The following is a 22,409-nucleotide window of genomic DNA, read 5'->3' on the forward strand; positions in this document are numbered from 1 at the left end:
GTTCAAGACTTACTTTTCATCGACATGGACTTTGATCGTACCCGTGACTTCTGGGTGAAGTTTCACAGGAACGTTCGTATAGCCCAACGTCCGGATGGGATCATCAAGCTCAATCTTACGTTTATCAATTTTAATATTGTGGGATTTCTTTAATTGCTCAGCAATTTGCTTACTTGTAATGGAACCGAACAGGCGGCCGTTATCTCCGGACTTCGCCACAAGCTTCACTTCAAGAGATGCAAGCGTCTCTTTTAATTGCTTCGCTTCCTCGACTTCTTCTTGTGCTTGTTGCTCGGCTTTGGCATCTTTGGCTTTTTGTGCCTGGACGTTCCCCTTCGTCGCTTCTACTGCCAAATTGTTTTTCAGAAGGTAGTTGCGCGCGTATCCATCATTCACTTCTTTAATTTCGCCTTTTTTACCTTTTCCTTTAACATCCGCTTTGAAAATTACTTTCATTCTGTGTCTCCCCCTTCAAAATATTCATCAATAATATCTTGCAACAATGCTTTCGCATCTTCAATCGTTGTATCATCCAGTTGTGTAGCAGCGTTCGTCAAATGTCCGCCACCGTTCATTTTCTCCATGATCACCTGGACGTTGATATCCCCTAATGAACGGGCGCTAATACCAATTCTACCATCACTCCGTTCAGAAATGACAAAGGAAGAAACGATGCCGCTCATTGTCAACAGCGTATCCGCTGCCTGGGCAATGATGACAGGACCATAAGTTTCTCCACGATCTCCAGTGGAGATTGCAATGCCGTCCCGGTAAACAGAAGCCCGTTCAATCAACTTGCTTCTGCGAATGTAGACATCGAGGTCTTCTTTCATAAACTTCTGGACTTGTACGGTGTCCGCTCCTTTGGATCGCAAGTATGAGGCAGCGTCGAAGGTACGCGATCCTGTACGGAGCGTGAAGCTTTTGGTATCGACGATAATCCCTGCGAGCAGAGCGGTCGATTCGAGCATCGACAGTTTCAATTTTTTCGGCTGGTATTCGAGCAGCTCTGTGACAAGTTCCGCTGTCGATGATGCGTACGGTTCCATATAAACAAGCGTCGGATCAGCAATGAATTCTTCTGCACGCCTGTGGTGATCGATAACGACAACATGCTCTGTTTTGGACAGTAACTTTTCCTCGATGACCATGGAAGGTTTGTGTGTATCCACAACGACCAGCAACGTCTCGTTCGTCACCATTTCTAAAGCATCATCTGGTGGAATGAAATAGTGCCAAAGGTCTTCATCTTTCTCAATCTCCTCGACCATCCGTTGAACGCCTGTGTCGATATCATCAGGGTCGAGGACAATGGCAGCTTTCTTATCATTGGCCTGGGCAATCTTCAGGATTCCAATCGAAGCCCCGACAGAGTCCATATCCGGTGACTTGTGACCCATGATCAAAACTTTTTCACTGGCTTGAACAAGTTCCTTCATAGCGTGCGAGATGACACGGGCACGCACACGCGTCCTTTTTTCCATCGGATTCGTCTTTCCGCCATAGAAACGGACTTTCCCTGAATCATCTTTGATGGCGACCTGATCTCCTCCACGTCCAAGGGCCAGATCGAGACTGGACTGAGCCAACTCTCCAAGCTCAGGAAGGCTGACTGGACCGACACCGATTCCGAAACTCAGCGTCAACGGAACGTTCTGGTCTGTAATCAATTCACGTACATCATCAAGAATCTCAAACTTCGCTTTTTCCAACATATAAAGAATTTCTTGGTTCATGACAGCCATGAAGCGCTCTTGAGAGGTCCGCTTCAAATAAATGCCATAATCCCCAGCCCACTTGTTCAGAATGGAAGTCACCTGTGAGTTGATATGGCTTTTGGCCGTATCATCCATTCCCTGGGTAATTTCTTCGTAGTTATCAAGGAAGATGATTGAAAGAACCGTTTGTTCATTTTCATATCGGTTGTGGATTTCCGTCTGCTGTGTTCGATCAAATAAGTAAAGCAGGCGTTCATCTCTTTTGATGATCGTCTGGAATTTATAACCAGCAATCGTAATCCAGACTTCATCTTCTTCGTCTTTCACACATGGAATCAGGTGATCGGAAAGTCGTTTCAATGATTCTCCGACAATCGTATCCTCTTCCGTAAATTTGTTCATATAAGGATTCGCCCATTCAATCATATAGTTTTCACTATACAGAACAATTCCGATGGGCATTTCCAACAGAGCTTCCTCGCCGACCTTTTTCACCCTGTAGGATAAGGTCGATATATATTCCTCTGTCTCATTGATCATATTCTGTTCGGTGCGGACACTGTAAAAAATGGACGCAGCTAAAAACAACGTCATCATCAGTCCCAGCATCCATTGATAGTACCAGATGAAGCCAAGCAGAATGAGAGAGATCAAATAGATGATCCACAAGTGTCCGCTCATTGTTGGTTTTTTAAAAAAATTAGGCATTGCATTCAGCTCCTACCATCTTCTTGAGAGCGTTCATTCTTTCTTTTCTTCCACACGTTCCCTCATTGGAAATCCTATATCAATTATACCGATTATTCTCACAAGGTACATCACGATTTGTGGAAGAAGTATGGAAAATACAACCACAAGAATCGGTATGGCTTTTGACCACTTTTTCTTCCATGCATAGAAAAAGACGAAAGAAAATCCCTGTAGGACGATCAGTGCTCCCGTTAGAATGAATACATTCAAGGCAGCTAAATAAATGAGATCATTTCCATCCATCGTAACGAGATTCAGGATCATCGCAACAAAGTAATACCATAATATTGATGTGGGCAACTTGAAGTTCTTAAAATCCGCGAATCCCATGGACTGATTTTCGATCCGGTTAATCAGTTTATAGGTGGTCCATTGGCTGACGAAAGCGATAATTACGCCACTCATAGCCAATATACTTGGTACAATATCCGGGATGAAATCAATCAATTCGCCCATCTCAGCCAAGTCTGTCTCTACATTCTCTCCATCCAGCAGTCCAGAGAAAATTCTTTCGAAAGTGGCGTACCCTTGATTCATCCCACTTTTCAGTTCTTCCATTAAATTAACCCCGAGAAAGACCTGCGTGACTAAGAGAATACCAAGGAGACCGATGACAAACCCCACAGACCCAATGGCCAGAGTTTCATAGGATGAGCGTTTGTGATGCATAGCGGTTCCCAAAAATAGCCCGCCAATCCCGGCAAGCAAGGTGAAAGCTGCAAATACGGTGGCAAATAATAATGTAAAAATGACAGTGGCCACAAACATAAGGCCCCCTGCTTTTCCACCATAACGATAACTATAATAAACAAATGGAACAGGCAGGATCATTAATAATAATGGTCCCATAACCGGCACAAAAATGATTACCAATAACAATAGCAGATATATGCCGGTCATTAAAGCCCCTTCCGTCAACCTTTTCGTGTCATTCATGATTGATAAAGCACCTCTATTTCTATCGCGCTTGTCTTAACCTCCCTATTTTAACATATCACCCCCTCCTACTTCTCGTATCAAATGCTTCCATCCGCTTCTTCTTGGTGATTTTTTCTAATGTTTGTTATGATGAATAAAATTCGATAGAGGAGGGCCCCACATGCGCACTGATTACCACGTCCATATGGCGGAAACCGGAAACCTTGATGTCGACTATCTACGAACCTACATAACGAAAGCGAAAGAAGAAGGAATCGAAGAATTAGGAATATCTGAACATGCGTATTTCTTTCAGGAAACACGCGATATCCTCTCTAATCCATGGGTAGAGAACCGTCGTACCCTTGACTTTGAAACCTACCAAAAGATGTTTGATGAAGCAGCCAAAGCTGAACTCCCGATCAAAATGGGCATTGAAATGGATTACATGCCCGGAAAAGAGAAGGAGATGGCAGACTTTATTTCTTCCCACCCTTTTGATTATGTGATCGGTTCTGTCCACTGGATCGATGAATGGGGCATCGACCTAGCCATCTACCGCGATGAATATGAAAAACGGGACCTGAAAGATGTCTATCAGCAATACTTTGACCGTGTCGTCACCCTTGCAGAGTCAGGACTTTTTGATTTTGTCGGTCATATCGATGTCATCAAAGTGTTCGGCTACCGTCCAGATGATAAAGAATTTTTAAAGGAACAATACCAACGTGCAGCGAAAGCCCTCGCAAAAACAGATACGTGCATTGAAATCAGTACAGCAGGATTACGCAAACCCGTGGGAGAACTCTACCCTGATCCAACACTTCTACAAATATGCAAAGATGAAGGAGTTGGAATCGTTCTCTGCTCAGATGCCCACAAACCGGATCATATTGGATACCGCTATGAAGAAGCCATCGATTTAGCTAAATCTGTCGGGTATACAGAAATTCATACTTTCACCAATCGCAAGAGACAAGTGCATGACATTGGCTGACCACATTTTCGAAAAACGGATCGGGCTTCCACAGAACGATGGGTACAAAATAAACCATCGACTTGCAGTCAGAGGCATTCTTTTTCAACAAGGAAAAATTCTGATGGTACAGTCCAAATTCGGAGATTACAAACTGCCTGGCGGTGGTGTCGAAGATGGAGAAACAGACGAGGAAGCCCTCACAAGAGAAATTCAAGAAGAAACGGGGTTCATGAATTGCCAGATGAGGCAATATGCAGGCATGGTGGTGGAAAGTCATCGAGACGTGTATGAACCTGAAGCCGTTTTTGAAATGACCTCCCGTTATTATTTTTGTGAATGGTCAGGAGAAAAAGGCGAACCGAAGTTGGATCCTTATGAAGCAAACCAGGAATTCACACCTGTTTGGATAAGCATTGATCAAGCCATTGTCCATAACGAAAAAATTCTCGAGCATTCAAACGAAAATCTATGGATCCAACGAGAGAATGACGTCTTGAAACAACTCCTAAACTCCAGGCAAACTTCCTAATTCTTTAGAAGCTAAACGCAAAAAAGCTCAACGTCACACCGACGTTGAGCTTTTTTATTAATATTGAATGGGCGCTCCAGGTCCTACTGGGATCCCTAAGAGTACCCATACAAGCAATAACAACAACCAGCCGAGTAAGAAAGCAACGGAATAAGGAATCATCATGGAAATGAGTGTTCCAATCCCAAGTTTCTTATCATAGCGCTGAGCAAACGCGATGATGACCGGGAAGTATAGAAGCAATGGAGTAATCATGTTTGTTACTGAGTCTGCGATTCGATAGAGCAATGTCGTGAACTCTGGAGAATAGCCCAGGTTCATCATGATCGGAACGAATACAGGGGCCAATATTGTCCATTTCGCTGAAGAACTTCCAATAAAGAAGTTGACGACCATCGTGAGCCCGATAAACGTTAAGATCAGCCCGACCCCGTCAAATCCTGTAGAGTTCAAAAAGTCTGCCCCTCGAAAAGCAATAACAGTCCCTAAGTTCGTTTCACGGAAATACGCGATAAACTGACCAGCCGTAAAAGCAAGAGCAATATAACCACTCATGCTTGCCATTGTTTTTCCAAGCAATTTGGTTAGGTCCTTGTCATTTGAAATCTCTTTCGTAACCATTCCATAAATTAAGCCAGGCACTAGGAATAGTAGGAAAATTACGAATACCAGAGCACTGAAGAATGGCGATTCAATATAAGCCCCATCTCCACGCAGAGGACCGAAAGACAAGTACGCCATCAGAGCAAACGTAATGAGAAAACCGATTCCAGCAAGACGCATCCCTTTTTTCTCAAGGGCCGTCAGTTCATCGATTTCACCTTCCTGATCGCCTTCATACTTACCAAGGCGGGGTTCAACGATTTTTTCAGTGACGAGCGTTCCGATAAAAGTAATTAGAATGACGGACACGGCGGCGAAAAAGTAGTTCATCGTAACCGTAATCGTTTCTGCATAAGCAGGGTCAATTGTACGCGTCGCTTCTGCCGTCAACTCCTGTAGGATCGCATCGGTAGACGTGAGCGCAAGGTTGGCACCAAACCCACCAGACACACCGGCGAAGGCGGCAGCAAGACCAGCAAGCGGGTGTCGCCCAAGTCCTAAGAAAAGGACCGCTCCAAGCGGCGGAAGGACAACATAACCTGCATTAACTGCGACACTGGACATGACACCGGCAAAAACTAGAGCGGCAGTCAGCAATTTTTGAGGGAATGAAAACACAATTCCTTTTAGAGAAGCATTGATCAATCCTGTCTGTTCAGCAAGACCAATACCGAGCATCGTCACAAGGACGGCTCCAAGCGGTGGAAACCCGATAAAGTTATCGACCGCGCTGTTAAATATATAATCCAGCCCACTCAGACTGAAAAGGTTTTTCACCTCTACGGCTTCCCCTGTCGTCGGATTCGTGACAGATACACCGGAAAAGATGCCAGAAATAATCACAACAATAAATGCTAGTATAGCAAAAAGCAACAATGGTGATGGAAGCTTATTCCCAAGCCATTCGATGCCATCTAAAATACGGAATAAAAACTTACGACCAGATGAGATCTCTGTTTTGTTCTCCTTCAAACTTCCCCCTCCTTTTAAAGTTGATGAATAAAGTCGGAATTAAATCTAACAAGATAAAGTCTCAAAGTCAAAACTTTTGTACTAGGTTTTTAAAAATTAAATATGTAACCGCTTTTCTTCCATAATAAAAAGACAAACTGTCGGAGTTTGTCTTTTTATTATGGCATTGGATTCAATTAAATCGTTAGACACTGCACTTGCTTGATGTCTTCAATTTGTGCAAGCTTTTCGTTACAGTCACCTTCGACCGGTTTGTCGACAGTCAGCACCATGACAGCTTCTCCACCTTCATTTGTTCGGCCAACCTGCATGGTTGCAATGTTGACTTTATGTTCCGCAAGCAGACTTCCCACCCGGCCGATTGCTCCTGGCTGGTCAGTGTGGCGGATGACTACGAGATGCCCTTCTGGAACAACGTCGATGGAATACTGATCAAACTGCACGATGCGCGCGCCTAAACCGTTAAGCAGCGTACCGGCAAGACTACGCTTTTCCTGATCGGTCTCAATTTCGACGGTAATCAAGTTCGTGAATCCTTTTGTTTGCGTCGACTTCTGCTCATTGATCGTAATTCCTTTATCAGAAGCTGTCTTGAACGCATTTACATCATTGACCCGTTCGCCTATATGGCGTCTCAATATCCCTTTGACAGCAATTCTCGTTAGAGGCATGGTATCAACTTCAAGCAAATCGCCACTATAGTAAACGTTCACACGCTCAAGCGTACCCTCAGCCACTTTGGATAAAAAGGCGCCCAAACGTTCAGAGAGGCTGAAATATGGCGAAAGCTTCTCTATCATTTCGGATGACACGGAAGGTAGGTTGACCGGATTCTTCACTGTTCCTCCACGCAAGAGTTCCAGCACATCAAAGCTTACGTCTGTTGCGACATTTTCCTGTGCTTCAATTGTGCTTGCGCCAAGGTGAGGGGTGGCAATCACTTCCGGCAAAGACAATAATGGGTGCTCCGTCGCGGGCTCTTCTTCAAATACATCAAGGGCTGCACCGGCAATTTTTCCAGATTGGACCGCTTCATAAAGGGCGTTCTCTTCTACGATCCCTCCACGAGCACAGTTCAAAATACGAGCTCCCGTCTTCATCATAGCAATAGCCTCTTTGTTGATCAGATGCTTCGTCTTCTCAATCAGAGGGGTATGAACAGTTAAAAAGTCTGCCTGTTTGAGAACTTCCTCTAAAGTCCCATGCGTGACCCCTGCTTTTTCTGCCTTTTCTTCATTTAAAAATGGATCAAAGGCGATAACTTTCATGCGGTGACCTTTGGCTCGCTGAGCGACTTCGCGGCCAATTCGTCCGAACCCGACAATACCGAGTACTTTGTCTTTCAACTCCACGCCAACAAACTTTTTACGTTCCCAACGCTTCTGTTGAAGCTGATGATAGGCTTGGGGAATGTTCCGCGCCAACGACATGAGCATCGCCATCGTATGTTCTGCTGTGGATATCGTATTCCCATCCGGAGCATTCACAACAATGACGCCATTTTCCGTTGCCGCATCAAGGTCAATGTTATCAACGCCCACACCCGCACGTCCGATAATTTTCAGATGTGGGGCATGTTCAATGACCTCTCTTGTTACTTGCGTCTGACTTCTCACGATAAGTGCTTCTGCTGATCCGATTTCCTCTAACAATTGCTCATAAGACAGATTCGGATTCATGATGGTTTCGATATCTTCGGCCTCTAATAGAGGTCTAATTCCATCTTCACTCAATGGGTCACTAATCAATACGCGGTGCATCGTTATTCCTCCCTAGTACGCTCCAAATAAGCAGATTGTGCAGCAGCGACACCCGCTCCTGCTTCGAACTCATGACCTAAACGCTTCAAAACAATCTCTAGAATTCCTATATATTGAAGAACATTGGCAGGACGACAGTAGCCCATGTGTCCGATCCTGAAAATTTCTCCCTTCATATGCTTCTGTCCGCCAGCTAAGATCAGGCCAAACTCTTCCCTGGCTATTTTTCTCAGTTGTTCCGCTTCAAAGGATTCTGGTCGGACCGATGTTACGGTCGTTGAAGCATCTTCGTCAGAAACTAACAAGGGCAGATTCAGGGCACGACAAGCGTCTCGTGTCATTTCCTTCATCGTTTCGTGACGGTCAAAAACCCGATCTAAGCCTTCCTCATCCAACAATTCCAGGACTTGCTGGAGACCGAAGAGAAGGGAAAGAGCAGGGGTGAAAGGCGTTTGACCCCCTTCAAGCTGTTGGCGGTATTTCCGTAAATCTAAGTAAAACCGAGGCCGCGGATTTCCATCAATCACAGCCCATGCCTGTTCTCCGACAGCTAAAAACGCGAGTCCTGCAGGTAGCATCATCGCTTTTTGAGAACCTGAAACTAAGATATCGATTCCAGATTGGTTCATGTTCACTTTGGCTCCTCCAATAGATGAAACTCCATCGACAATCACAAGAGCTGAACTAATGTTCTTCACACGCTCGGCTACTTGTTCCACTGGATGCATAACTCCTGTAGATGTTTCACAGTGCGTAAGAAATACGGCTTTCGTATCCGGGTATTCTCGAAGAGTTTCTTCCACCTGGGAGACCTTGACCGCTTTTCCCCATGGAACTTCTACACGCACAACAACCAATTCATACGTCTCACAAATTTGGGCAAAACGATCTCCGAAGGCTCCAGCGACTACGACAATCACTCTGTCCCCGGGCTTCGTCGTGTTTACGACAGATGCTTCCAGCGAAGACGTGCCGCTTCCAGTAACAACAAGAACCTCTCCAGATGTACCGAACACCGGTTTCAGTTTAGGAGCGATGGCATGGATTAAATCTTTCGCCTTTCCCCCGCGGTGGCCGATCATTGGTTGGCTCATGCTCCGTTCTACGCTCGGTGGAATCGGCGTAGGGCCAGGGGTGTGCAACAAATCCCATTCATGTTTCATACTTCCTTCTACCTCCTCTATACTCAGTGATTCACTCTTCTCCTATAATCCTTTTATGCTTTAGAAAAGCAATGATATTCTCTAATCCTACCAAAGAAAGAACCATTGTCAATTAAATTAGAATATTCTGTTTGTCGGCATCTTTTCTCATTTTATCGAATAAAGGACTTTGATTTTTTCATTCTTTATCTGTATAATTCAAAAAGTAATTATTTTTAGAAAATTAGAAATAGGGGGAAATCACTTTGAGAAAGCATCTATTAGTGTTAATAGCACTGATGTTCGCACTATTCCTTGCAGCTTGTAGCGGAGGAGACAGTGAAACGTCAACAGACACAGGTGAAGAAAACACGGACGAAACAACAGAAGACACAACTGAACAGTCCGATGAGGGACAAGCTTCCGGAGATCAAGAGATTACCGTAACAGCGAAAAGTGAGATTCCTAGTATGGATCCATCACTAATTACCGATTCCGTCGGATTCCAGTGGGCTGGTGAGACTTATGAAGGTCTATACCGTCTTGATGAGAACAGTCAACTTGTAGATGGAATGGCAGAAAGTTCCGAAGTAAGTGAAGATGGACTCACATGGACATTTAAATTACGTGACGCTGAATGGTCTAACGGTGACCCTGTCACAGCCCAAGATTTCGTCTACGCTTGGAGAAGAGCCGTGGACCCAGAAGTTGGATCTGAGTACGGTCCTTACTTCCTTGGAGGGATCATTAAAAATGCCCAAGCCATCAGTGATGGCGAAGCAGAGCTTGAAGACCTCGGTGCCACAGCAGAAGATGATAAAACGCTTGTCGTAGAACTTGAAAAGCCTGTGCCTTACTTTAAATCCATGACGGTATTCATTACATTCATGCCGTTGAACCAGGAATATGTAGAAGAGCAGGGCGATAAATTTGCTACAGAAGCTGAATACACCATCTCCAACGGACCATTCCAAATGACGGAGTGGAACCACGGCGAAGGCTGGACCGTTGAGAAGAATGATACTTATTGGGATGCAGATACCGTTCAATTAGAAACAATCAATGCAAAAGTCATCAAAGAAGTTTCTACAGGTGTTAACCTGTACGATACTGGTGAGATTGACCAGACAGAACTAAACGCTGAGTTCGTCGACCAGTACCGCACAAGCGACGCTTTCAACGTTGCGGAAAAACCATACCTATACTTCTTCAAGTTCAATCAGGAAAATAACGAAGCACTTGCGAATGCAGACGTCCGAAAAGCAATCTCCTATGCGATTGACCGTCAATCACTCGTTGACGTCATCTTGAATGATGGATCTGTACCAGCAGAAGGATACGTACCATCCAACTTCGTATCTATGCCGGACAGTGACCAAGACTTCCGTGAAGCTCAAGGTCCATTGGTCGAATATAATGTGGAAAAAGCAAAAGAACACTGGCAGAAAGGCCTGGAAGCACTAGGCACCGATTCTGTTGAAATCGAACTCCTTGGTGATGATACAGGTACTTCCAAAGATGTTCTTGCTTATTACAAGAACCAACTAGAAGAAAACCTGGAAGGCGTGACCATCAACTTGATGGAAGTTCCTTTCAAAGAACGTGTCCGTCGTGATAACGAGGGCGAATTTGAAATGGAAGCTGCTACATGGGGTCCAGACTATGTTGACCCGAACACGTACTTGAACATGTACCTGACAGGTGGTCAAAACAACAACATGGGCTACTCCAGCGAAGAGTATGACGCGTTGATTGAAAAAGCGAACGGCGAATATGCCCAACAGCCTGAAAAACGCTATGAAACATTCTTGGAAGCTGAAAGACTTCTTTTAGAAGAAGATCAAGCAGTAGCACCAATCTACCAGGATGCAAAAGCTCAGCTTTTCCGTCCATCAATTAAAGGGGTCTTCACAACAGCAACAGGTCCTGAATTCGAATTCAAATGGGCTTATGTAGAAGAGTAAAAGAACTCCTAAGAACGGCAGGGAACTCCCCCTGCCGTTTTTTTACATTTATAGTCTTGAAATTCCCCGCCTATTCGCGATATAGTCTCTAAAGGTATGAAAAAAAGAAAGGGAGGATGGACGTGAAGCGCATCTATTTGAGGACCATGTATTATATAGTAGGCATTATCATTATGACGCTAGGCATCGCTCTGACAATTCAATCTGCTCTAGGTACTTCTCCATTTGATGCTCTTCTCGTCGGTCTACACCGGACATTCGGTCTAACAATCGGGAGTTGGGAAATTGTCGTCGGATTCAGCATGATCGTATTTAATGCCATTGCAGCAAAAAGGCGACCAGAACTCCTTGCATTGGCCACCTCTCTTTTAACAGGAATCGGCATCGATTTTTGGGTTTTCACCCTTCGTGATCCCATCCACCCGGACGTTTTTTGGACGCAGATGATTTGCCTAATTGCTGGCATGATCATTGCAGGCCTGGGTATCGCACTCAACCTTCAAGCGGATTTCGCTCCGAATCCATTCGACCGGATGATGCTCGTTGTCAGTAAAATGACCGGCTGGAACGTTTCCATCTCCAGGGCACTTATCAGTATTCTCCTAGTGATCCTCGCCTTTCTCTTCAATGGGGCGATCGGCATAGGAACTGTACTGATCACTTTGTTCAGTGGGCCAGTTATTCAAGCATTCATGGCGCAAATCAACAAATTCGATCAGCGCCTGCACCCTGTTGCCCCATCCTGTTCATAAAAACAAATCCAGGAGCGCGCCTGGATTTTTCCAGGCGAAAAAAGAGTCGGAATCAAACTTTGATTCCGACTCTTTTTTATAACTCTCCTTGAGGTCCAAAAAACTCATAATGAATGCGATCTTCAGGAATGTCCCAACGATTCAGCATGGCATAAACAGCCTTCATGAACCCTTCCGGTCCGCAAAAGTAAAATTCCGCTTCTTTAGGAGCAACCGATTTCAGCCAATCAAGCGTAATGTACCCTTCTGATTTGTGCAGTCCTTTCAAAAGATCTTTCTCCTCAGGCTTTTCATAAATAAGGTGAGCTGTCCCCGTTTTCGACTCTTCGATTTCCTCTTTAAACGCATGCACACGTCCGTTTCTAGCAGCGTGAATGAAATGAACCGGTCGATCTGGTTGAGCCTTCTCCGCATATTTCCACATGCTCATCAGAGGAGTGAGTCCTACACCTCCGCTAATTAGGACGAGTGGACGTTCCGTATGATTATCCAAGTAAAAATCGCCTGCAGGGGCACTGACCGGAATAGAGTCACCGGGATTCACTTGATCATGCAGCCAGGAAGAAACCATGCCATCGGGATGGTTGAAGAGCCCTCGCTCTTTTTTTACACTAATTCTGTAGAAGGGCTTCCCCGGGGCATCAGAAAGACTGTATTGTCTAAGATGCGTATAGGTTTCCCCTGGTATTTCTGCCTTGATTGTTAAATACTGTCCAGGTTTGTAAACAGGTAAAGCTTTTCCGTCCTTCGGCTCCAGGTAGAAAGAAGTGATTTCTTCACTCTCTTTAACCTTATCCACGACATTAAATATACGAAATCCGGTCCATCCGCCTTTTTGCTGTTCTGCTTCCTGGTACAACTCTTGCTCCGCTCCAATAAAAGCATCAGCAATGACCCCGTAAGCCTTTTCCCATGCCTCCATGATGTCAGGGGTAGCTGCAGATCCAAGAACCTCTTTAATGGCTTTTAGTAAGTATTCTCCCACAATCGGGTAATGTTCAGGTTTCACATTCAAACTACGATGCTTTTCTGCAATCTGTTTGACACGTGGCACAATGACCTCCAGTTGATCAATGTATTGGGCTGCCGCATAAACCGTATTCGCAAGCGCCCTAGGCTGATCCCCTTTCCGCTGGTGAGTTTGATTGAAGATGTTCTTCAACTCTGGATGGTCTTCAAACATTCGTTTGTAAAAGTGAGTCGTAATCGCTTCTCCATGTTCTGCTAATACCGGAACCGTTGATTTAATAGTCCTTATCATCTGTTGATCGAGAATTTCAGTCGCCTTTGTAGACATACTTAAAAACTCCTTCATTATTTGATGTATTTTATATACATTTTTATTATAAGAAGCACTCGATCATGAAAGCAATAGATAAAAGACTCCAATTATGACAGAAAAAGAAACATTGCTCAATTAAGACAGTTAAGACGGTTTATGATAAGATGATAAGAAAAACAAGGGTGAGGGTTAAGAAAAATGCGTCTCAAAAAATACACCGATTACGCTTTGAGAGTCCTGATTTTCACTGCATCAAAACGAGAGGGCGAGCTTGCGAATAAAAAGGAAATTTCCGAAGTCTTTCACATCTCTGAAAACCATTTAGGAAAGATCATTCACGAATTGAACAAACTAGAGCTGATTGAAACCCAACGAGGACGTTCTGGGGGCATTCGGCTGGCGAAAGAACCTGTAGACATCAACATAGGAAGCGTTGTCCGGACCATGGAGGACGATTTTCACTTGCTCGAATGCTTTGACTGTGCCACCAACTATTGCGTCATCACCCCGGCATGTAAACTGAAAGGCGTGCTTCACGAAGCCTTACGAGCCTTTCTAGCTGTCCTCGATCAATACACACTCGAAGACCTGCTGACGAACAAACAAGAGCTTAGAACATTAATGGGACTAAAATAAAGCATGGCTGTTTCTTCATAAAGAAGAGAAACAGCCATGCTTTTTTGCTGAATGATACTACCTGATAAAAGTACTTACTGCGTAATAGCTCCCTTATCTTGAAGACTCAGTTTCGAGACTTTTGTTGAGTGGATGGGGCTGCGGGGGAATAGCTCGCCACTCCCTCACAGGAAAGCGAGTAGCTTCCCAAACACCCCTTAAGCTCAACCCAGCAACGAACCCCGAAACATCTCGAAACTGAATCTTCAACAATCCTGCCATATCCTTTAATAAGGATAACGATAAAAAAACCCCTTGATGGCTCGTTGGAGTCATCAAGGGGTTTGCTGCGCTACTCTTACTCCGTAGTGTAAGGAAGTAGGGCCATTGTACGAGCGCGTTTGATCGCTTTCGTCAATTTACGCTGATATTTTGCAGACGTTCCTGTTACTCGGCGAGGAAGGATCTTCCCACGGTCAGAAACGAAACGTTTTAGCAAATCCACATCTTTAAAGTCGATGTGTGTGATTCCGTTAGCTGTGAAGAAACACACCTTTTTACGTTTTCCGCGTCCACGACGTGCCATGTAGCATTCACTCCTTTTTATTTAGAATGGTAAATCATCATCTGATATATCGATTGGCTCCCCATTATCTGCGAATGGGTCGTCATTTCGTTGTTGGTTATTGTTGTTATTAGAACCGAAGTTGTTTCCTGATGGTTGTTGATTCTGATTTGATTGGTATCCTGAACCTCCACGGTTACCCCCGCCTTGGGAAGCACCTTTGGACTCTAGGAACTGCACGCTATCTGCAACAACTTCTGTTACAAATACACGCTTACCTTCTTGGTTATCGAAGCTGCGGGACTGTAAACGTCCATCAACTCCAACTAAGCTTCCTTTACTCATAAAGTTAGCTAAGTTCTCAGCCGCACGTCTCCAAACCACACAGTTAATGAAATCGGCATCGCGATCTCCTGAGTTATTCGAAAAAGGACGGTTAACAGCAATTGTAAAGTTGGCAACAGCTACTCCGTTTGGCGTATAGCGTAAATCAGGATCCTTCGTCAATCTGCCGGCTAATACGACACGATTTAACATCAGAACACTCCTTATTTGTCATCTTCGCGTACAGCGATGTGGCGGATAATATCATCCGTGAACTTCGCTTGACGGTCGAATTCGTTGATTGCTTCACGTGTACCTGTGAAATCAACTGTTACATAGATCCCATCACGGTAGTCGTTAATTTCGTAAGCAAGACGACGCTTGCCAACTTCTTTAACTTCTTCGATCTCCGCACCGTTATCTGTTAGGATTTTGCTGAAACGATCTTTGACAGATGTTTTCGCTTCCTCCTCGATGTCTGGGCGGATGATATACATGATTTCGTATTTTCTACTCATCCGTTTTCACCTCCTTATGGACTTGACGGCTCCTTTTCTATCAAAGGAGCAAGGAGTAATCTTTATTGAATTACTCACAATTTAGTATTGTATCAAAGTTGTCCAAGATTTACAACCTTTTAACGGAAGGATCCTCGCTTATACGTTGAAACGGAAATGGATGACGTCGCCATCTTTAACCAAATATTCTTTACCTTCTAAACGGACACGACCACGATCACGGGCTACTGCCATAGATTCTGCATCAACGAGATCATCATAAGATACGGTCTCTGCGCGAATGAACCCGCGTTCGAAGTCTGTGTGAATGATACCGGCTGCCTGTGGAGCAGTCATACCTTCTTTAAATGTCCATGCGCGGACTTCTTGTTCACCAGCTGTAAAGTACGTGGCTAGACCAAGTAGGTTGTAAGTCGCTTTGATCAATTGATCAAGACCAGATTCTTCAATCCCAAGATCATCAAGGAACTCTTCTTTTTCTTCATTATCAAGTTCAGCGATTTCTGATTCAATTTTTGCACACACGACGATAACTTCCGCGTTTTCTTTTGCAGCAAATTCGCGAATTTGTTTCACTCTGTCGTTATCAGCTTCGCCGATTTCATCTTCACTTACGTTTGCCACATAGAGGATAGGCTTAGAAGTCAGTAGATGAAGGCCTTTAACAATTTTTTCTTGATCGCTGCTGAAATCGACAGCACGGGCAGGAGTTTCCTCCTCTAATGCATCTTTCAGTTTTTCAAGCACCGCATACTCGGCCACGGCCTCTTTATCCTTTTGACGCGCCATCTTAGCAACACGATCCATGCGCTTCGATACGGTTTCAAGGTCTGCCAAAATCAGCTCAAGGTTAATGGTTTCAATATCCGTAATCGGATCGACTTGACCGGATACGTGGGTGATGTTTTCATCTTCAAAAGCTCGTACTACGTGACAAATCGCGTCCACTTGACGAATATGAGACAAGAACTGGTTTCCTAGTCCTTCCCCTTTACTCGCGCCTTTAACGATTCCTGCAATATCTGTGAATTCAAAAGCTGTCGGTACAGTTTTCTTAGGGTTCACAAGCTCGGTCAACTTCTCCAGACGACTATCCGGAACTTCCACGATCCCGACGTTCGGATCAATTGTGGCGAACGGATAGTTGGCAGACAAAGCGCCTGCTTGTGTGATTGCGTTAAATAACGTAGATTTCCCTACGTTCGGTAAACCTACGATTCCTGCTGTTAGTGCCATATGAGACTTTCACTCCTTAAGGATTTACATACATGCATGTTAGTCCACTTAATTATAGATTCTGTACTTGAAAATAACAACCTATGCAAAAACGGGAAAGCTTCGGTTGTTTCTTCTAAAAAACTCCTTTTTCTACAGTAACAAATTCATTATTCCTTGAAAAAGATAGGAAGAAAGATCTTTTTTATTTGTTTTTAAAAATATTTGTACCTGAGAGCCATCCAAACTGGTACCCGGTATGAACAACCTATGAATGCTACCGGGTACGGAATTTGGTACAGAGTTCTATCGTTCTGTACCTGGTACCAATAATTGTACGAAGAGCTCCAGATTTTCTGTTCATAACTTCACATAAATACACATAGAAAAACCCCTTCTGAATACAGAAGGGGAGAAGATCATTCACTAGTTTCCAGAACCTTTTTCATCTTCGTTTCAAATTTCTTTCGAGGAACGAGCACGCTGTGACCGCAACCCTCACATTTGATTCGGATATCTGCACCCATACGGATGATTTTCCATCGATTCTCTCCACAAGGATGCGGTTTTTTCATCTGCACAATATCATTCAACTCATAGGATTTATCAGCCATCAGGAAACTCCTCCTTTTTCTCCATGATCGACGGGTTCATTCGGCTCTTCGTCACGTGAATACATCACCATACGAGGGAATGGAATTTCAATTCCTTCTGCATCGAGTCTGTTCTTCACTTCTTTGCGGAGAACTCGGGCCATAGCCCAATGCTCCATCGGATTCACTTCACAAATGATCCGCATGACGACATCCGATGCTCCAAGTGTTTGAACACCAAGCAGTTCAGGTACATTCAGCATCGATTCATGTCGTTCCGGCATCTCTTTCAACAATTCCTGTATGACTTTCTCAGCAGCTTCAATATCTTCCTCATAAGCGATGCTTACATCGACGACGGCAATGCTGTTATGCACGGAAAAGTTCGTCACCTGTGTGACATTCCCATTTGGGAGAATATGAACTTCGCCCGTCCATGCCTTCACTTTCGTCGTACGGAGGCCGACTTCTTCCACAAAACCTTCTACTCCAGATGTCTGGATATAATCCCCGACAGAAAACTGATCTTCAAAAATAATGAAGAAACCAGAAATGATGTCACGGACAAGGTTCTGTGCACCGAAACCGATGGCAAGGCCAGCTACACCAGCGCCGGCAAGTAACGCACCGACTTCAAAGTTGAACGTTTCAAGAATCATGATGAAGGCCATAAAGTAAACAACATAAGACATTGTGTTCAAAACCAATTTGTTGAGCGTAGCTTCTCTTCTTTCGGTAATCCGAAAAGGGCCGCGCCTTTTGTTAGCAAAGAACTGGGTGATGACTCTCCTTCCAACTCGAATAACCACAAAGGAGAACAACAAAATGAGAACAATCTCCAAAGCGCCAAATCCAACGGTGATCCACAGATCCGGACCCGTCACATAGTCGACGATCTCATCCCATTTTGTTTTCGCATCATCTACCGCTTGTTTAGCATCGGTCACCACTTTCCCTCCTGTTTCCGTCTATGAATATGACATCTATTTTAACAGGTTTCTAGCGAAATTTGAATCGGGAAAGAATCGGGTATAGAAGAAGAGAAACTAAAACATACAGGTTCAGGATGCCATATAGCGGATACAAGTATTCAATGAGTGTTGAAAATCCAAATGATGTAAAAGGAAGCATTACAGCAATCACTGCCATGGCAAGTATCCAAAGAGGTTGTTTTACGTAATCTCTGAATCTTGTCACAAGACCGAGCGTCCCGGATGCAGCCGTCGTAAAAATCGCGATCCATAGCATAAGTGACATGAAAATCATCATTTCATACGGGTAATGTTTTAAAATCGCGAAAAGGGGGATTTCATACAAAATGATATCTTCCGAGATTTGGATTAGGCTGTTGTTGTAAAGGTAAGAAACCGCCCCAAGAATAACCCCGCTGCCGATGCTCGCAATCCAGATTTCCCCTTTGTTTTTAACCTGATTACCGATCGCACCGAGAACAGCAATCAATGGAAGGATGTTCAATGCCGTAAAAGGAAAAGCGGACATCCAGTTGCTCATCTCATGGACATGTCCAAATAGAGACAATTGCTGATCCCTGATAAACAAAATCAAAACGAACAGTAGTCCTGATATAAGCAGAGGAAGAACAAAACTGTTCACGATGACGATCCCTTTCACATCCCAAACGAACAAAAGGATCAGAGGAATGACAATCGCGAGGACACCGATCCGGTAGGAAAAATTAAATGCCTGCCACGTGGCCCCACTTCCTGCAAGCATGATGACGGTCGTAGTAAAAAGATAAATGATGATCATCCAGTCATAGACCCCGGTCAGGTGTTTACCGACTACGGCCCGGAGAACGGGAAGATAATGCCCGGTCTGTTTTTTAAAACTGATATCCAGTATGGCTTTACAAGAAATGATGAACATGAGGGAGAACAAGAAAATCGCCAAGCTGCTATCGTGTCCAAAAAACTGCCAAAGCTCTCTTCCAGAAGCATAACCGGCACCGATCATTGTCCCTATGATTAAGAACATCCACTTGAACCCTGCTTTTAACATGACCGTTCCTCCACATCTATGTATTTGTCACGTATAGAACCGCGGACAACCTTATATACTGTTACTACTATGTGTCTGGAGGAGAAGCTATGAATTTCAAGGACAAGTTTTCAAAAGAAGAGAAACGCGTAAACACCGACGATCCAGCCATGAGTGATTTATTGAGCACTTACTTGCAAGAATGGCTTCCACCTTCCAAAGAAATCGTAATCGCCTGTATTGGAACCGACCGCTCCACAGGAGATTCGTTCGGCCCTTTGGTAGGATCAATGCTCCATGATCATGTACTAGAACGGTTCCATATATATGGAACCCTTGAGGATCCATTGCATGCGTTGAATTTGAAAGAACGATTGGCTGAAATTAGAAAAAACCATCCCAATCCCTATATTCTTGCCATTGATGCATGCCTTGGAAAATCGTCCTCTGTCGGATCGGTTGTGCTTGGGAAAGGTTCGCTAAACCCAGGATCGGCATTAAAAAAAGACCTTCCGCCTGTAGGTCAACTACACATTAGCGGAATGGTCAATGTCAGTGGGTTTATGGAACATGTGGTGTTACAGAATACAAGACTGCATGTCGTGATGCAGATGGCAGCAAAAGTAGCCGCGGCCATCCAATTAACGGAAGCAAAAAGGAAGCAGGTTCATATGGAAACGAAGCCTTTCCACACCTTCACAACTACTTCCCAAAACTTCAAAAAAAGTCTTCAGTGACGCTTAAAACCACTGGGAGACTGTTAAAATGATGCCGACTGTTAGTAAAGCAGGAAGGAAATTCGCAACACGGATTTTAGTTAATTTCAACAAATTCATGCCTATGGCTACAATCATCAAGCCACCTGTTGCCGTCATTTCAATAATAAATAAGTCAAGGATATGTTGGGGGATCCAGTTATTGATTTGTGTCGCTAAAAGAGCAATGGATCCTTCATAGAGGACGACTGGAATAATAGAAAATATGACACCAATCCCTAGCGTGGACGTCAGTACTAATGAAACAAAGCCATCAATAATTGCTTTTGTAATCAGCACCTCATGATCATTTCTAAGACCGCTGTCAAGGGCTCCAATGACGGCAAGAGCACCGATGACGAAAATAAGCGAAGCCGTAATAAACCCCTGCGCAATGCTGGACGTTTGGTTGGGCTTTGTAAATTTCCGTTCGATCCAGCGCCCGATGTATTCAAGCTTATCTTCCAGATGAACCGCCTCACCTATGATTGCACCCGAAAGCAAACTGAGCAGGACAATGACAATGTTTTCCGTTTCCAATGCCATTTGCACACCGATCAGAAGGACGACTAGACCCACACCACTCATAACCGTTTCTTTAAACCGCTCAGGAATCTTTGTGAAAAAAAGCCCGAATAATGTACCAATGAAGATACACAAACCGTTGACTAATGCTCCCAGTAAAACCATCACAATCTCTCCATTACCTTTTTATTGAGTTCACCGAAGGAAATAAAAAAGGAATGGTTTCATAAAAAAGAAAGAACTAGAGATTCATCCACCTCCAGTTTTCACTCTTTATCTGCAAACAAATCGATTATTCGCTCTAAATCTTCATTGTTCGTGAACTCGATTTCTATTTTCCCTTTACGTTTTCCTTTATGGATTTTCACTCCTGTCCCCAGGCGTTCTTTCAAGTTCTTCTCACGTTCCTGTAAGAAAATATCCCTTGGTTTCTTTTCTTTCTTTTTTGAAGGCTTGTTCGTCAGATCTTGAATCATCTGCTCTACCTGTCGAACATTAAGGGAATCCGTTTCAATTTTTTTCAGAACTTCCAATTGTAAATCCCGATCCTTCAATCCTAATAAGGCACGTCCATGCCCCATGGAAAGGGTGCCTTCATTGATTTTGTCTGTTACGGCTTTAGGCAGAGCTAAGAGGCGGATAAGGTTGGCGATATGAGAACGGCTTTTTCCTAAGCGTTTGGAGAGCTCATCCTGGGTCACCCCAAGATCTTCAATCAATTGTTCATAAGACTTTGCCTCTTCAATAGGAGAGAGGTCTTCTCTCTGTAAATTCTCCAGCAAAGCAATCTCCATCATTTGCTCATCCGTCATATCCCGCGGAATTGCTGGCACATGCGTGAGGCCGGCTTTTTGAGCTGCGCGAAAACGACGCTCCCCGACAACTATTTCAAATCCTTTAATACTCTTTCTGACAATTAAAGGTTGCAAGATTCCATGTTCTGCAATGGACTGCTTCAATTCTTCCAAGGCTTCTTGATCAAACTGTTTGCGGGGTTGATAAGGGTTCGGACGACAGTCTTTAATCGCTACATGTTGTATATCTTCCGTTGACGTCTTGTTGTTGAAAAAAGCGCCTAAAGCCTCATGGCCTTTGCTACCTAACCCTTTCGTCATTCATAATCACTTCCTTCGCTAAATCTAAATATACTTCTGCGCCACGTGATTTGGCATCATAAAGAATCGCTGGCCGGCCGTGACTTGGTGCTTCGCTGAGACGGACATTCCTAGGGATAATCGATTGATAAACCCGGTCCCGAAAGTATTTCTTCACTTCCTCAATGACTTGGATACCGAGATTTGTGCGGGCGTCCAGCATGGTCATCAATACACCTTCAATCATCAAATCATGGTTCATGTGTTTTTGGACGAGACGTACTGTGTTCAAAAGCTGGCTCAAACCTTCCAAGGCATAGTATTCGCATTGAACAGGGATGATAACGGAGTCAGAGGCTGTTAAAGCATTCAAGGTTAAAAGCCCAAGAGAAGGGGGGCAGTCAATAATAATGTAATCATAATCATTTTTAATTTCATCCAGCGCCTTTTTCAACTTTACTTCCCGGGAAATAATCGGGACTAATTCTATTTCCGCTCCAGCCAATTGAATGGTTGCTGGTATCGTATCAAGGTTACTTACGATTGTACTTGTCTTAACATCCTCCGCTTTCACATCATCGACGAGGACGTCATAGACACACTGATCCATATCTCCTTTTTCTACTCCAATCCCACTGGTCGCATTGCCTTGAGGATCTATATCCACCAAAAGAACGTTATAATTCAAATGTGCAAGACATGCACTTAAATTAACCGCCGTAGTTGTTTTACCGACCCCGCCTTTTTGATTGGCGATTGAAATCACTTTCCCCATGATGTCACCTGCCTTACTATCTTTGTTTCATTTTACCATTTTATTGGAATCATTAGGTAAAAT

Annotated in this window: 23 protein-coding genes; 6 read left to right on the plus strand and 17 right to left on the minus strand. The window is 44.0% G+C overall.

Annotation, left to right across the window (positions count from 1 at the left end):
• Positions 1-9: 9 nt before the first annotated feature.
• The 3 genes from rplI to ACXACN_RS14760 are packed head-to-tail and all read right to left on the minus strand — an operon-like array spanning position 10 to position 3,404.
• On the minus strand, positions 10-456 hold the full coding sequence (rplI, locus tag ACXACN_RS14750) for a 50S ribosomal protein L9 (RefSeq protein WP_474965491.1): 447 nt from the start codon (positions 454-456) through the stop codon (positions 10-12).
• On the minus strand, positions 453-2,426 hold the full coding sequence (locus ACXACN_RS14755) for a DHH family phosphoesterase (RefSeq protein ID WP_474965493.1): 1,974 nt from the start codon (positions 2,424-2,426) through the stop codon (positions 453-455). The genes rplI and ACXACN_RS14755 overlap by 4 nt, the downstream gene beginning before the upstream one ends.
• A gap of 33 nt (positions 2,427-2,459) precedes the next feature.
• Positions 2,460-3,404 (minus strand): YybS family protein, encoded by a 945-nt coding sequence (locus ACXACN_RS14760; protein WP_474965495.1) that lies wholly within the window; start codon positions 3,402-3,404, stop codon positions 2,460-2,462.
• A 163-nt stretch (positions 3,405-3,567) separates the two neighbouring features.
• Here ACXACN_RS14760 and ACXACN_RS14765 point away from each other — a divergent pair, with 163 nt between their 5' ends.
• Positions 3,568-4,383: a histidinol-phosphatase HisJ family protein gene (locus tag ACXACN_RS14765; RefSeq protein ID WP_474965497.1), complete on the plus strand. Its 816-nt coding sequence runs from the start codon at positions 3,568-3,570 to the stop codon at positions 4,381-4,383.
• Positions 4,370-4,894 carry an NUDIX hydrolase gene (locus tag ACXACN_RS14770; protein ID WP_474965498.1) on the plus strand — a complete coding sequence of 175 codons (525 nt, stop codon included), beginning with the start codon at positions 4,370-4,372 and terminating at the stop codon, positions 4,892-4,894. The genes ACXACN_RS14765 and ACXACN_RS14770 overlap by 14 nt, the downstream gene beginning before the upstream one ends.
• Before the next feature lie 57 nt (positions 4,895-4,951).
• Here the strand turns inward: ACXACN_RS14770 and ACXACN_RS14775 are convergent, their stop codons facing one another.
• The 3 genes from ACXACN_RS14775 to ACXACN_RS14785 all read right to left on the minus strand — a co-directional run bounded on the left by ACXACN_RS14775 (position 4,952) and on the right by ACXACN_RS14785 (position 9,392).
• On the minus strand, positions 4,952-6,469 hold the full coding sequence (locus ACXACN_RS14775) for an AbgT family transporter (RefSeq protein WP_474965499.1): 1,518 nt from the start codon (positions 6,467-6,469) through the stop codon (positions 4,952-4,954).
• Positions 6,470-6,645: 176 nt separating this feature from the next.
• A complete protein-coding gene (gene serA, locus ACXACN_RS14780; protein ID WP_474965501.1) occupies positions 6,646-8,229 on the minus strand; it encodes a phosphoglycerate dehydrogenase in 1,584 nt (527 codons plus the stop codon).
• A gap of 2 nt (positions 8,230-8,231) precedes the next feature.
• Entirely contained in the window at positions 8,232-9,392 is a 1,161-nt protein-coding gene (locus ACXACN_RS14785) for a pyridoxal-phosphate-dependent aminotransferase family protein (protein ID WP_474965503.1), read from the minus strand.
• A gap of 278 nt (positions 9,393-9,670) precedes the next feature.
• On the opposite strand from ACXACN_RS14785, the gene ACXACN_RS14790 reads away from it, so the two are divergent.
• Together ACXACN_RS14790 and ACXACN_RS14795 are read left to right on the plus strand one after the other, a co-directional pair.
• Positions 9,671-11,335, plus strand: coding sequence for a peptide ABC transporter substrate-binding protein (locus ACXACN_RS14790; RefSeq protein WP_474966887.1), 1,665 nt, complete (start codon positions 9,671-9,673; stop codon positions 11,333-11,335).
• Between the two features lie 116 nt (positions 11,336-11,451).
• The gene (locus ACXACN_RS14795) at positions 11,452-12,087 is read left to right on the plus strand and encodes a YczE/YyaS/YitT family protein (RefSeq protein ID WP_474965504.1); all 636 of its coding nucleotides are present in this window, start codon (positions 11,452-11,454) and stop codon (positions 12,085-12,087) included.
• 76 nt (positions 12,088-12,163) lie between these two features.
• Here ACXACN_RS14795 and hmpA read toward each other — a convergent pair whose 3' ends face one another.
• A complete protein-coding gene (gene hmpA / locus ACXACN_RS14800) occupies positions 12,164-13,384 on the minus strand; it encodes an NO-inducible flavohemoprotein (protein WP_474965505.1) in 1,221 nt (406 codons plus the stop codon).
• A gap of 183 nt (positions 13,385-13,567) precedes the next feature.
• Here hmpA and ACXACN_RS14805 point away from each other — a divergent pair, with 183 nt between their 5' ends.
• Positions 13,568-14,005, plus strand: a complete 438-nt coding sequence (locus tag ACXACN_RS14805) for an Rrf2 family transcriptional regulator (RefSeq protein ID WP_474965507.1) — start codon at positions 13,568-13,570, stop codon at positions 14,003-14,005.
• Between the two features lie 337 nt (positions 14,006-14,342).
• On the opposite strand, the gene rpsR is transcribed toward ACXACN_RS14805, so the two are convergent.
• From rpsR to ACXACN_RS14840, 7 genes are all read right to left on the minus strand, one after another.
• Positions 14,343-14,570 carry a 30S ribosomal protein S18 gene (rpsR, locus tag ACXACN_RS14810; RefSeq protein WP_115822996.1) on the minus strand — a complete coding sequence of 76 codons (228 nt, stop codon included), beginning with the start codon at positions 14,568-14,570 and terminating at the stop codon, positions 14,343-14,345.
• Positions 14,571-14,591: 21 nt separating this feature from the next.
• Positions 14,592-15,086 carry a single-stranded DNA-binding protein gene (gene ssb / locus ACXACN_RS14815; protein ID WP_226593440.1) on the minus strand — a complete coding sequence of 165 codons (495 nt, stop codon included), beginning with the start codon at positions 15,084-15,086 and terminating at the stop codon, positions 14,592-14,594.
• An 11-nt stretch (positions 15,087-15,097) separates the two neighbouring features.
• On the minus strand, positions 15,098-15,391 hold the full coding sequence (rpsF, locus tag ACXACN_RS14820) for a 30S ribosomal protein S6 (RefSeq protein WP_226582281.1): 294 nt from the start codon (positions 15,389-15,391) through the stop codon (positions 15,098-15,100).
• Positions 15,392-15,529: 138 nt separating this feature from the next.
• Positions 15,530-16,627: a redox-regulated ATPase YchF gene (gene ychF / locus ACXACN_RS14825; protein WP_474965508.1), complete on the minus strand. Its 1,098-nt coding sequence runs from the start codon at positions 16,625-16,627 to the stop codon at positions 15,530-15,532.
• Between the two features lie 398 nt (positions 16,628-17,025).
• Positions 17,026-17,220 carry a DUF951 domain-containing protein gene (locus ACXACN_RS14830; RefSeq protein WP_089650710.1) on the minus strand — a complete coding sequence of 65 codons (195 nt, stop codon included), beginning with the start codon at positions 17,218-17,220 and terminating at the stop codon, positions 17,026-17,028.
• The gene (locus ACXACN_RS14835; protein WP_474965510.1) at positions 17,220-18,146 is read right to left on the minus strand and encodes a mechanosensitive ion channel family protein; all 927 of its coding nucleotides are present in this window, start codon (positions 18,144-18,146) and stop codon (positions 17,220-17,222) included. Before ACXACN_RS14835 ends, ACXACN_RS14830 begins: the two co-directional genes overlap by 1 nt.
• A 52-nt stretch (positions 18,147-18,198) precedes the next feature.
• On the minus strand, positions 18,199-19,218 hold the full coding sequence (locus ACXACN_RS14840; protein WP_474965512.1) for a YkvI family membrane protein: 1,020 nt from the start codon (positions 19,216-19,218) through the stop codon (positions 18,199-18,201).
• A gap of 89 nt (positions 19,219-19,307) precedes the next feature.
• Between ACXACN_RS14840 and yyaC the strand changes: the two genes are divergently transcribed.
• Entirely contained in the window at positions 19,308-19,934 is a 627-nt protein-coding gene (gene yyaC, locus ACXACN_RS14845; protein WP_474965514.1) for a spore protease YyaC, read from the plus strand.
• Positions 19,935-19,937: 3 nt separating this feature from the next.
• Here yyaC and ACXACN_RS14850 read toward each other — a convergent pair whose 3' ends face one another.
• The 3 genes from ACXACN_RS14850 to ACXACN_RS14860 all read right to left on the minus strand — a co-directional run bounded on the left by ACXACN_RS14850 (position 19,938) and on the right by ACXACN_RS14860 (position 22,346).
• On the minus strand, positions 19,938-20,642 hold the full coding sequence (locus tag ACXACN_RS14850) for a DUF554 domain-containing protein (protein ID WP_474965515.1): 705 nt from the start codon (positions 20,640-20,642) through the stop codon (positions 19,938-19,940).
• Between the two features lie 101 nt (positions 20,643-20,743).
• Positions 20,744-21,592 carry a ParB/RepB/Spo0J family partition protein gene (locus ACXACN_RS14855; RefSeq protein WP_474965517.1) on the minus strand — a complete coding sequence of 283 codons (849 nt, stop codon included), beginning with the start codon at positions 21,590-21,592 and terminating at the stop codon, positions 20,744-20,746.
• Positions 21,573-22,346, minus strand: a complete 774-nt coding sequence (locus ACXACN_RS14860) for a ParA family protein (RefSeq protein WP_474965518.1) — start codon at positions 22,344-22,346, stop codon at positions 21,573-21,575. The genes ACXACN_RS14855 and ACXACN_RS14860 overlap by 20 nt, the downstream gene beginning before the upstream one ends.
• Positions 22,347-22,409: the final 63 nt, after the last annotated feature.

The sequence above is a fragment of the Halobacillus sp. AWM4_238 genome, assembly GCF_056158265.1.

Excerpts from the sequence above, each read along its gene's own strand:
- rplI (WP_474965491.1), bottom strand. The coding sequence starts at position 456 with ATGAAAGTAATTTTCAAAGCGGATGTTAAAGGAAAAGGTAAAAAAGGC.
- ACXACN_RS14755 (WP_474965493.1), bottom strand. The coding sequence starts at position 2,426 with ATGCCTAATTTTTTTAAAAAACCAACAATGAGCGGACACTTGTGGATC.
- ACXACN_RS14760 (WP_474965495.1), bottom strand. The coding sequence starts at position 3,404 with ATGAATGACACGAAAAGGTTGACGGAAGGGGCTTTAATGACCGGCATA.
- ACXACN_RS14765 (WP_474965497.1), top strand. The coding sequence starts at position 3,568 with ATGCGCACTGATTACCACGTCCATATGGCGGAAACCGGAAACCTTGAT.
- ACXACN_RS14770 (WP_474965498.1), top strand. The coding sequence starts at position 4,370 with ATGACATTGGCTGACCACATTTTCGAAAAACGGATCGGGCTTCCACAG.
- serA (WP_474965501.1), bottom strand. The coding sequence starts at position 8,229 with ATGCACCGCGTATTGATTAGTGACCCATTGAGTGAAGATGGAATTAGA.
- ACXACN_RS14785 (WP_474965503.1), bottom strand. The coding sequence starts at position 9,392 with ATGAAACATGAATGGGATTTGTTGCACACCCCTGGCCCTACGCCGATT.
- ACXACN_RS14790 (WP_474966887.1), top strand. The coding sequence starts at position 9,671 with ATGTTCGCACTATTCCTTGCAGCTTGTAGCGGAGGAGACAGTGAAACG.
- ACXACN_RS14795 (WP_474965504.1), top strand. The coding sequence starts at position 11,452 with ATGGACGTGAAGCGCATCTATTTGAGGACCATGTATTATATAGTAGGC.
- hmpA (WP_474965505.1), bottom strand. The coding sequence starts at position 13,384 with ATGTCTACAAAGGCGACTGAAATTCTCGATCAACAGATGATAAGGACT.
- ACXACN_RS14805 (WP_474965507.1), top strand. The coding sequence starts at position 13,568 with ATGCGTCTCAAAAAATACACCGATTACGCTTTGAGAGTCCTGATTTTC.
- rpsR (WP_115822996.1), bottom strand. The coding sequence starts at position 14,570 with ATGGCACGTCGTGGACGCGGAAAACGTAAAAAGGTGTGTTTCTTCACA.
- ssb (WP_226593440.1), bottom strand. The coding sequence starts at position 15,086 with ATGTTAAATCGTGTCGTATTAGCCGGCAGATTGACGAAGGATCCTGAT.
- rpsF (WP_226582281.1), bottom strand. The coding sequence starts at position 15,391 with ATGAGTAGAAAATACGAAATCATGTATATCATCCGCCCAGACATCGAG.
- ychF (WP_474965508.1), bottom strand. The coding sequence starts at position 16,627 with ATGGCACTAACAGCAGGAATCGTAGGTTTACCGAACGTAGGGAAATCT.
- ACXACN_RS14830 (WP_089650710.1), bottom strand. The coding sequence starts at position 17,220 with ATGGCTGATAAATCCTATGAGTTGAATGATATTGTGCAGATGAAAAAA.
- ACXACN_RS14840 (WP_474965512.1), bottom strand. The coding sequence starts at position 19,218 with ATGTTAAAAGCAGGGTTCAAGTGGATGTTCTTAATCATAGGGACAATG.
- yyaC (WP_474965514.1), top strand. The coding sequence starts at position 19,308 with ATGAATTTCAAGGACAAGTTTTCAAAAGAAGAGAAACGCGTAAACACC.
- ACXACN_RS14850 (WP_474965515.1), bottom strand. The coding sequence starts at position 20,642 with ATGGTTTTACTGGGAGCATTAGTCAACGGTTTGTGTATCTTCATTGGT.
- ACXACN_RS14855 (WP_474965517.1), bottom strand. The coding sequence starts at position 21,592 with ATGACGAAAGGGTTAGGTAGCAAAGGCCATGAGGCTTTAGGCGCTTTT.
- ACXACN_RS14860 (WP_474965518.1), bottom strand. The coding sequence starts at position 22,346 with ATGGGGAAAGTGATTTCAATCGCCAATCAAAAAGGCGGGGTCGGTAAA.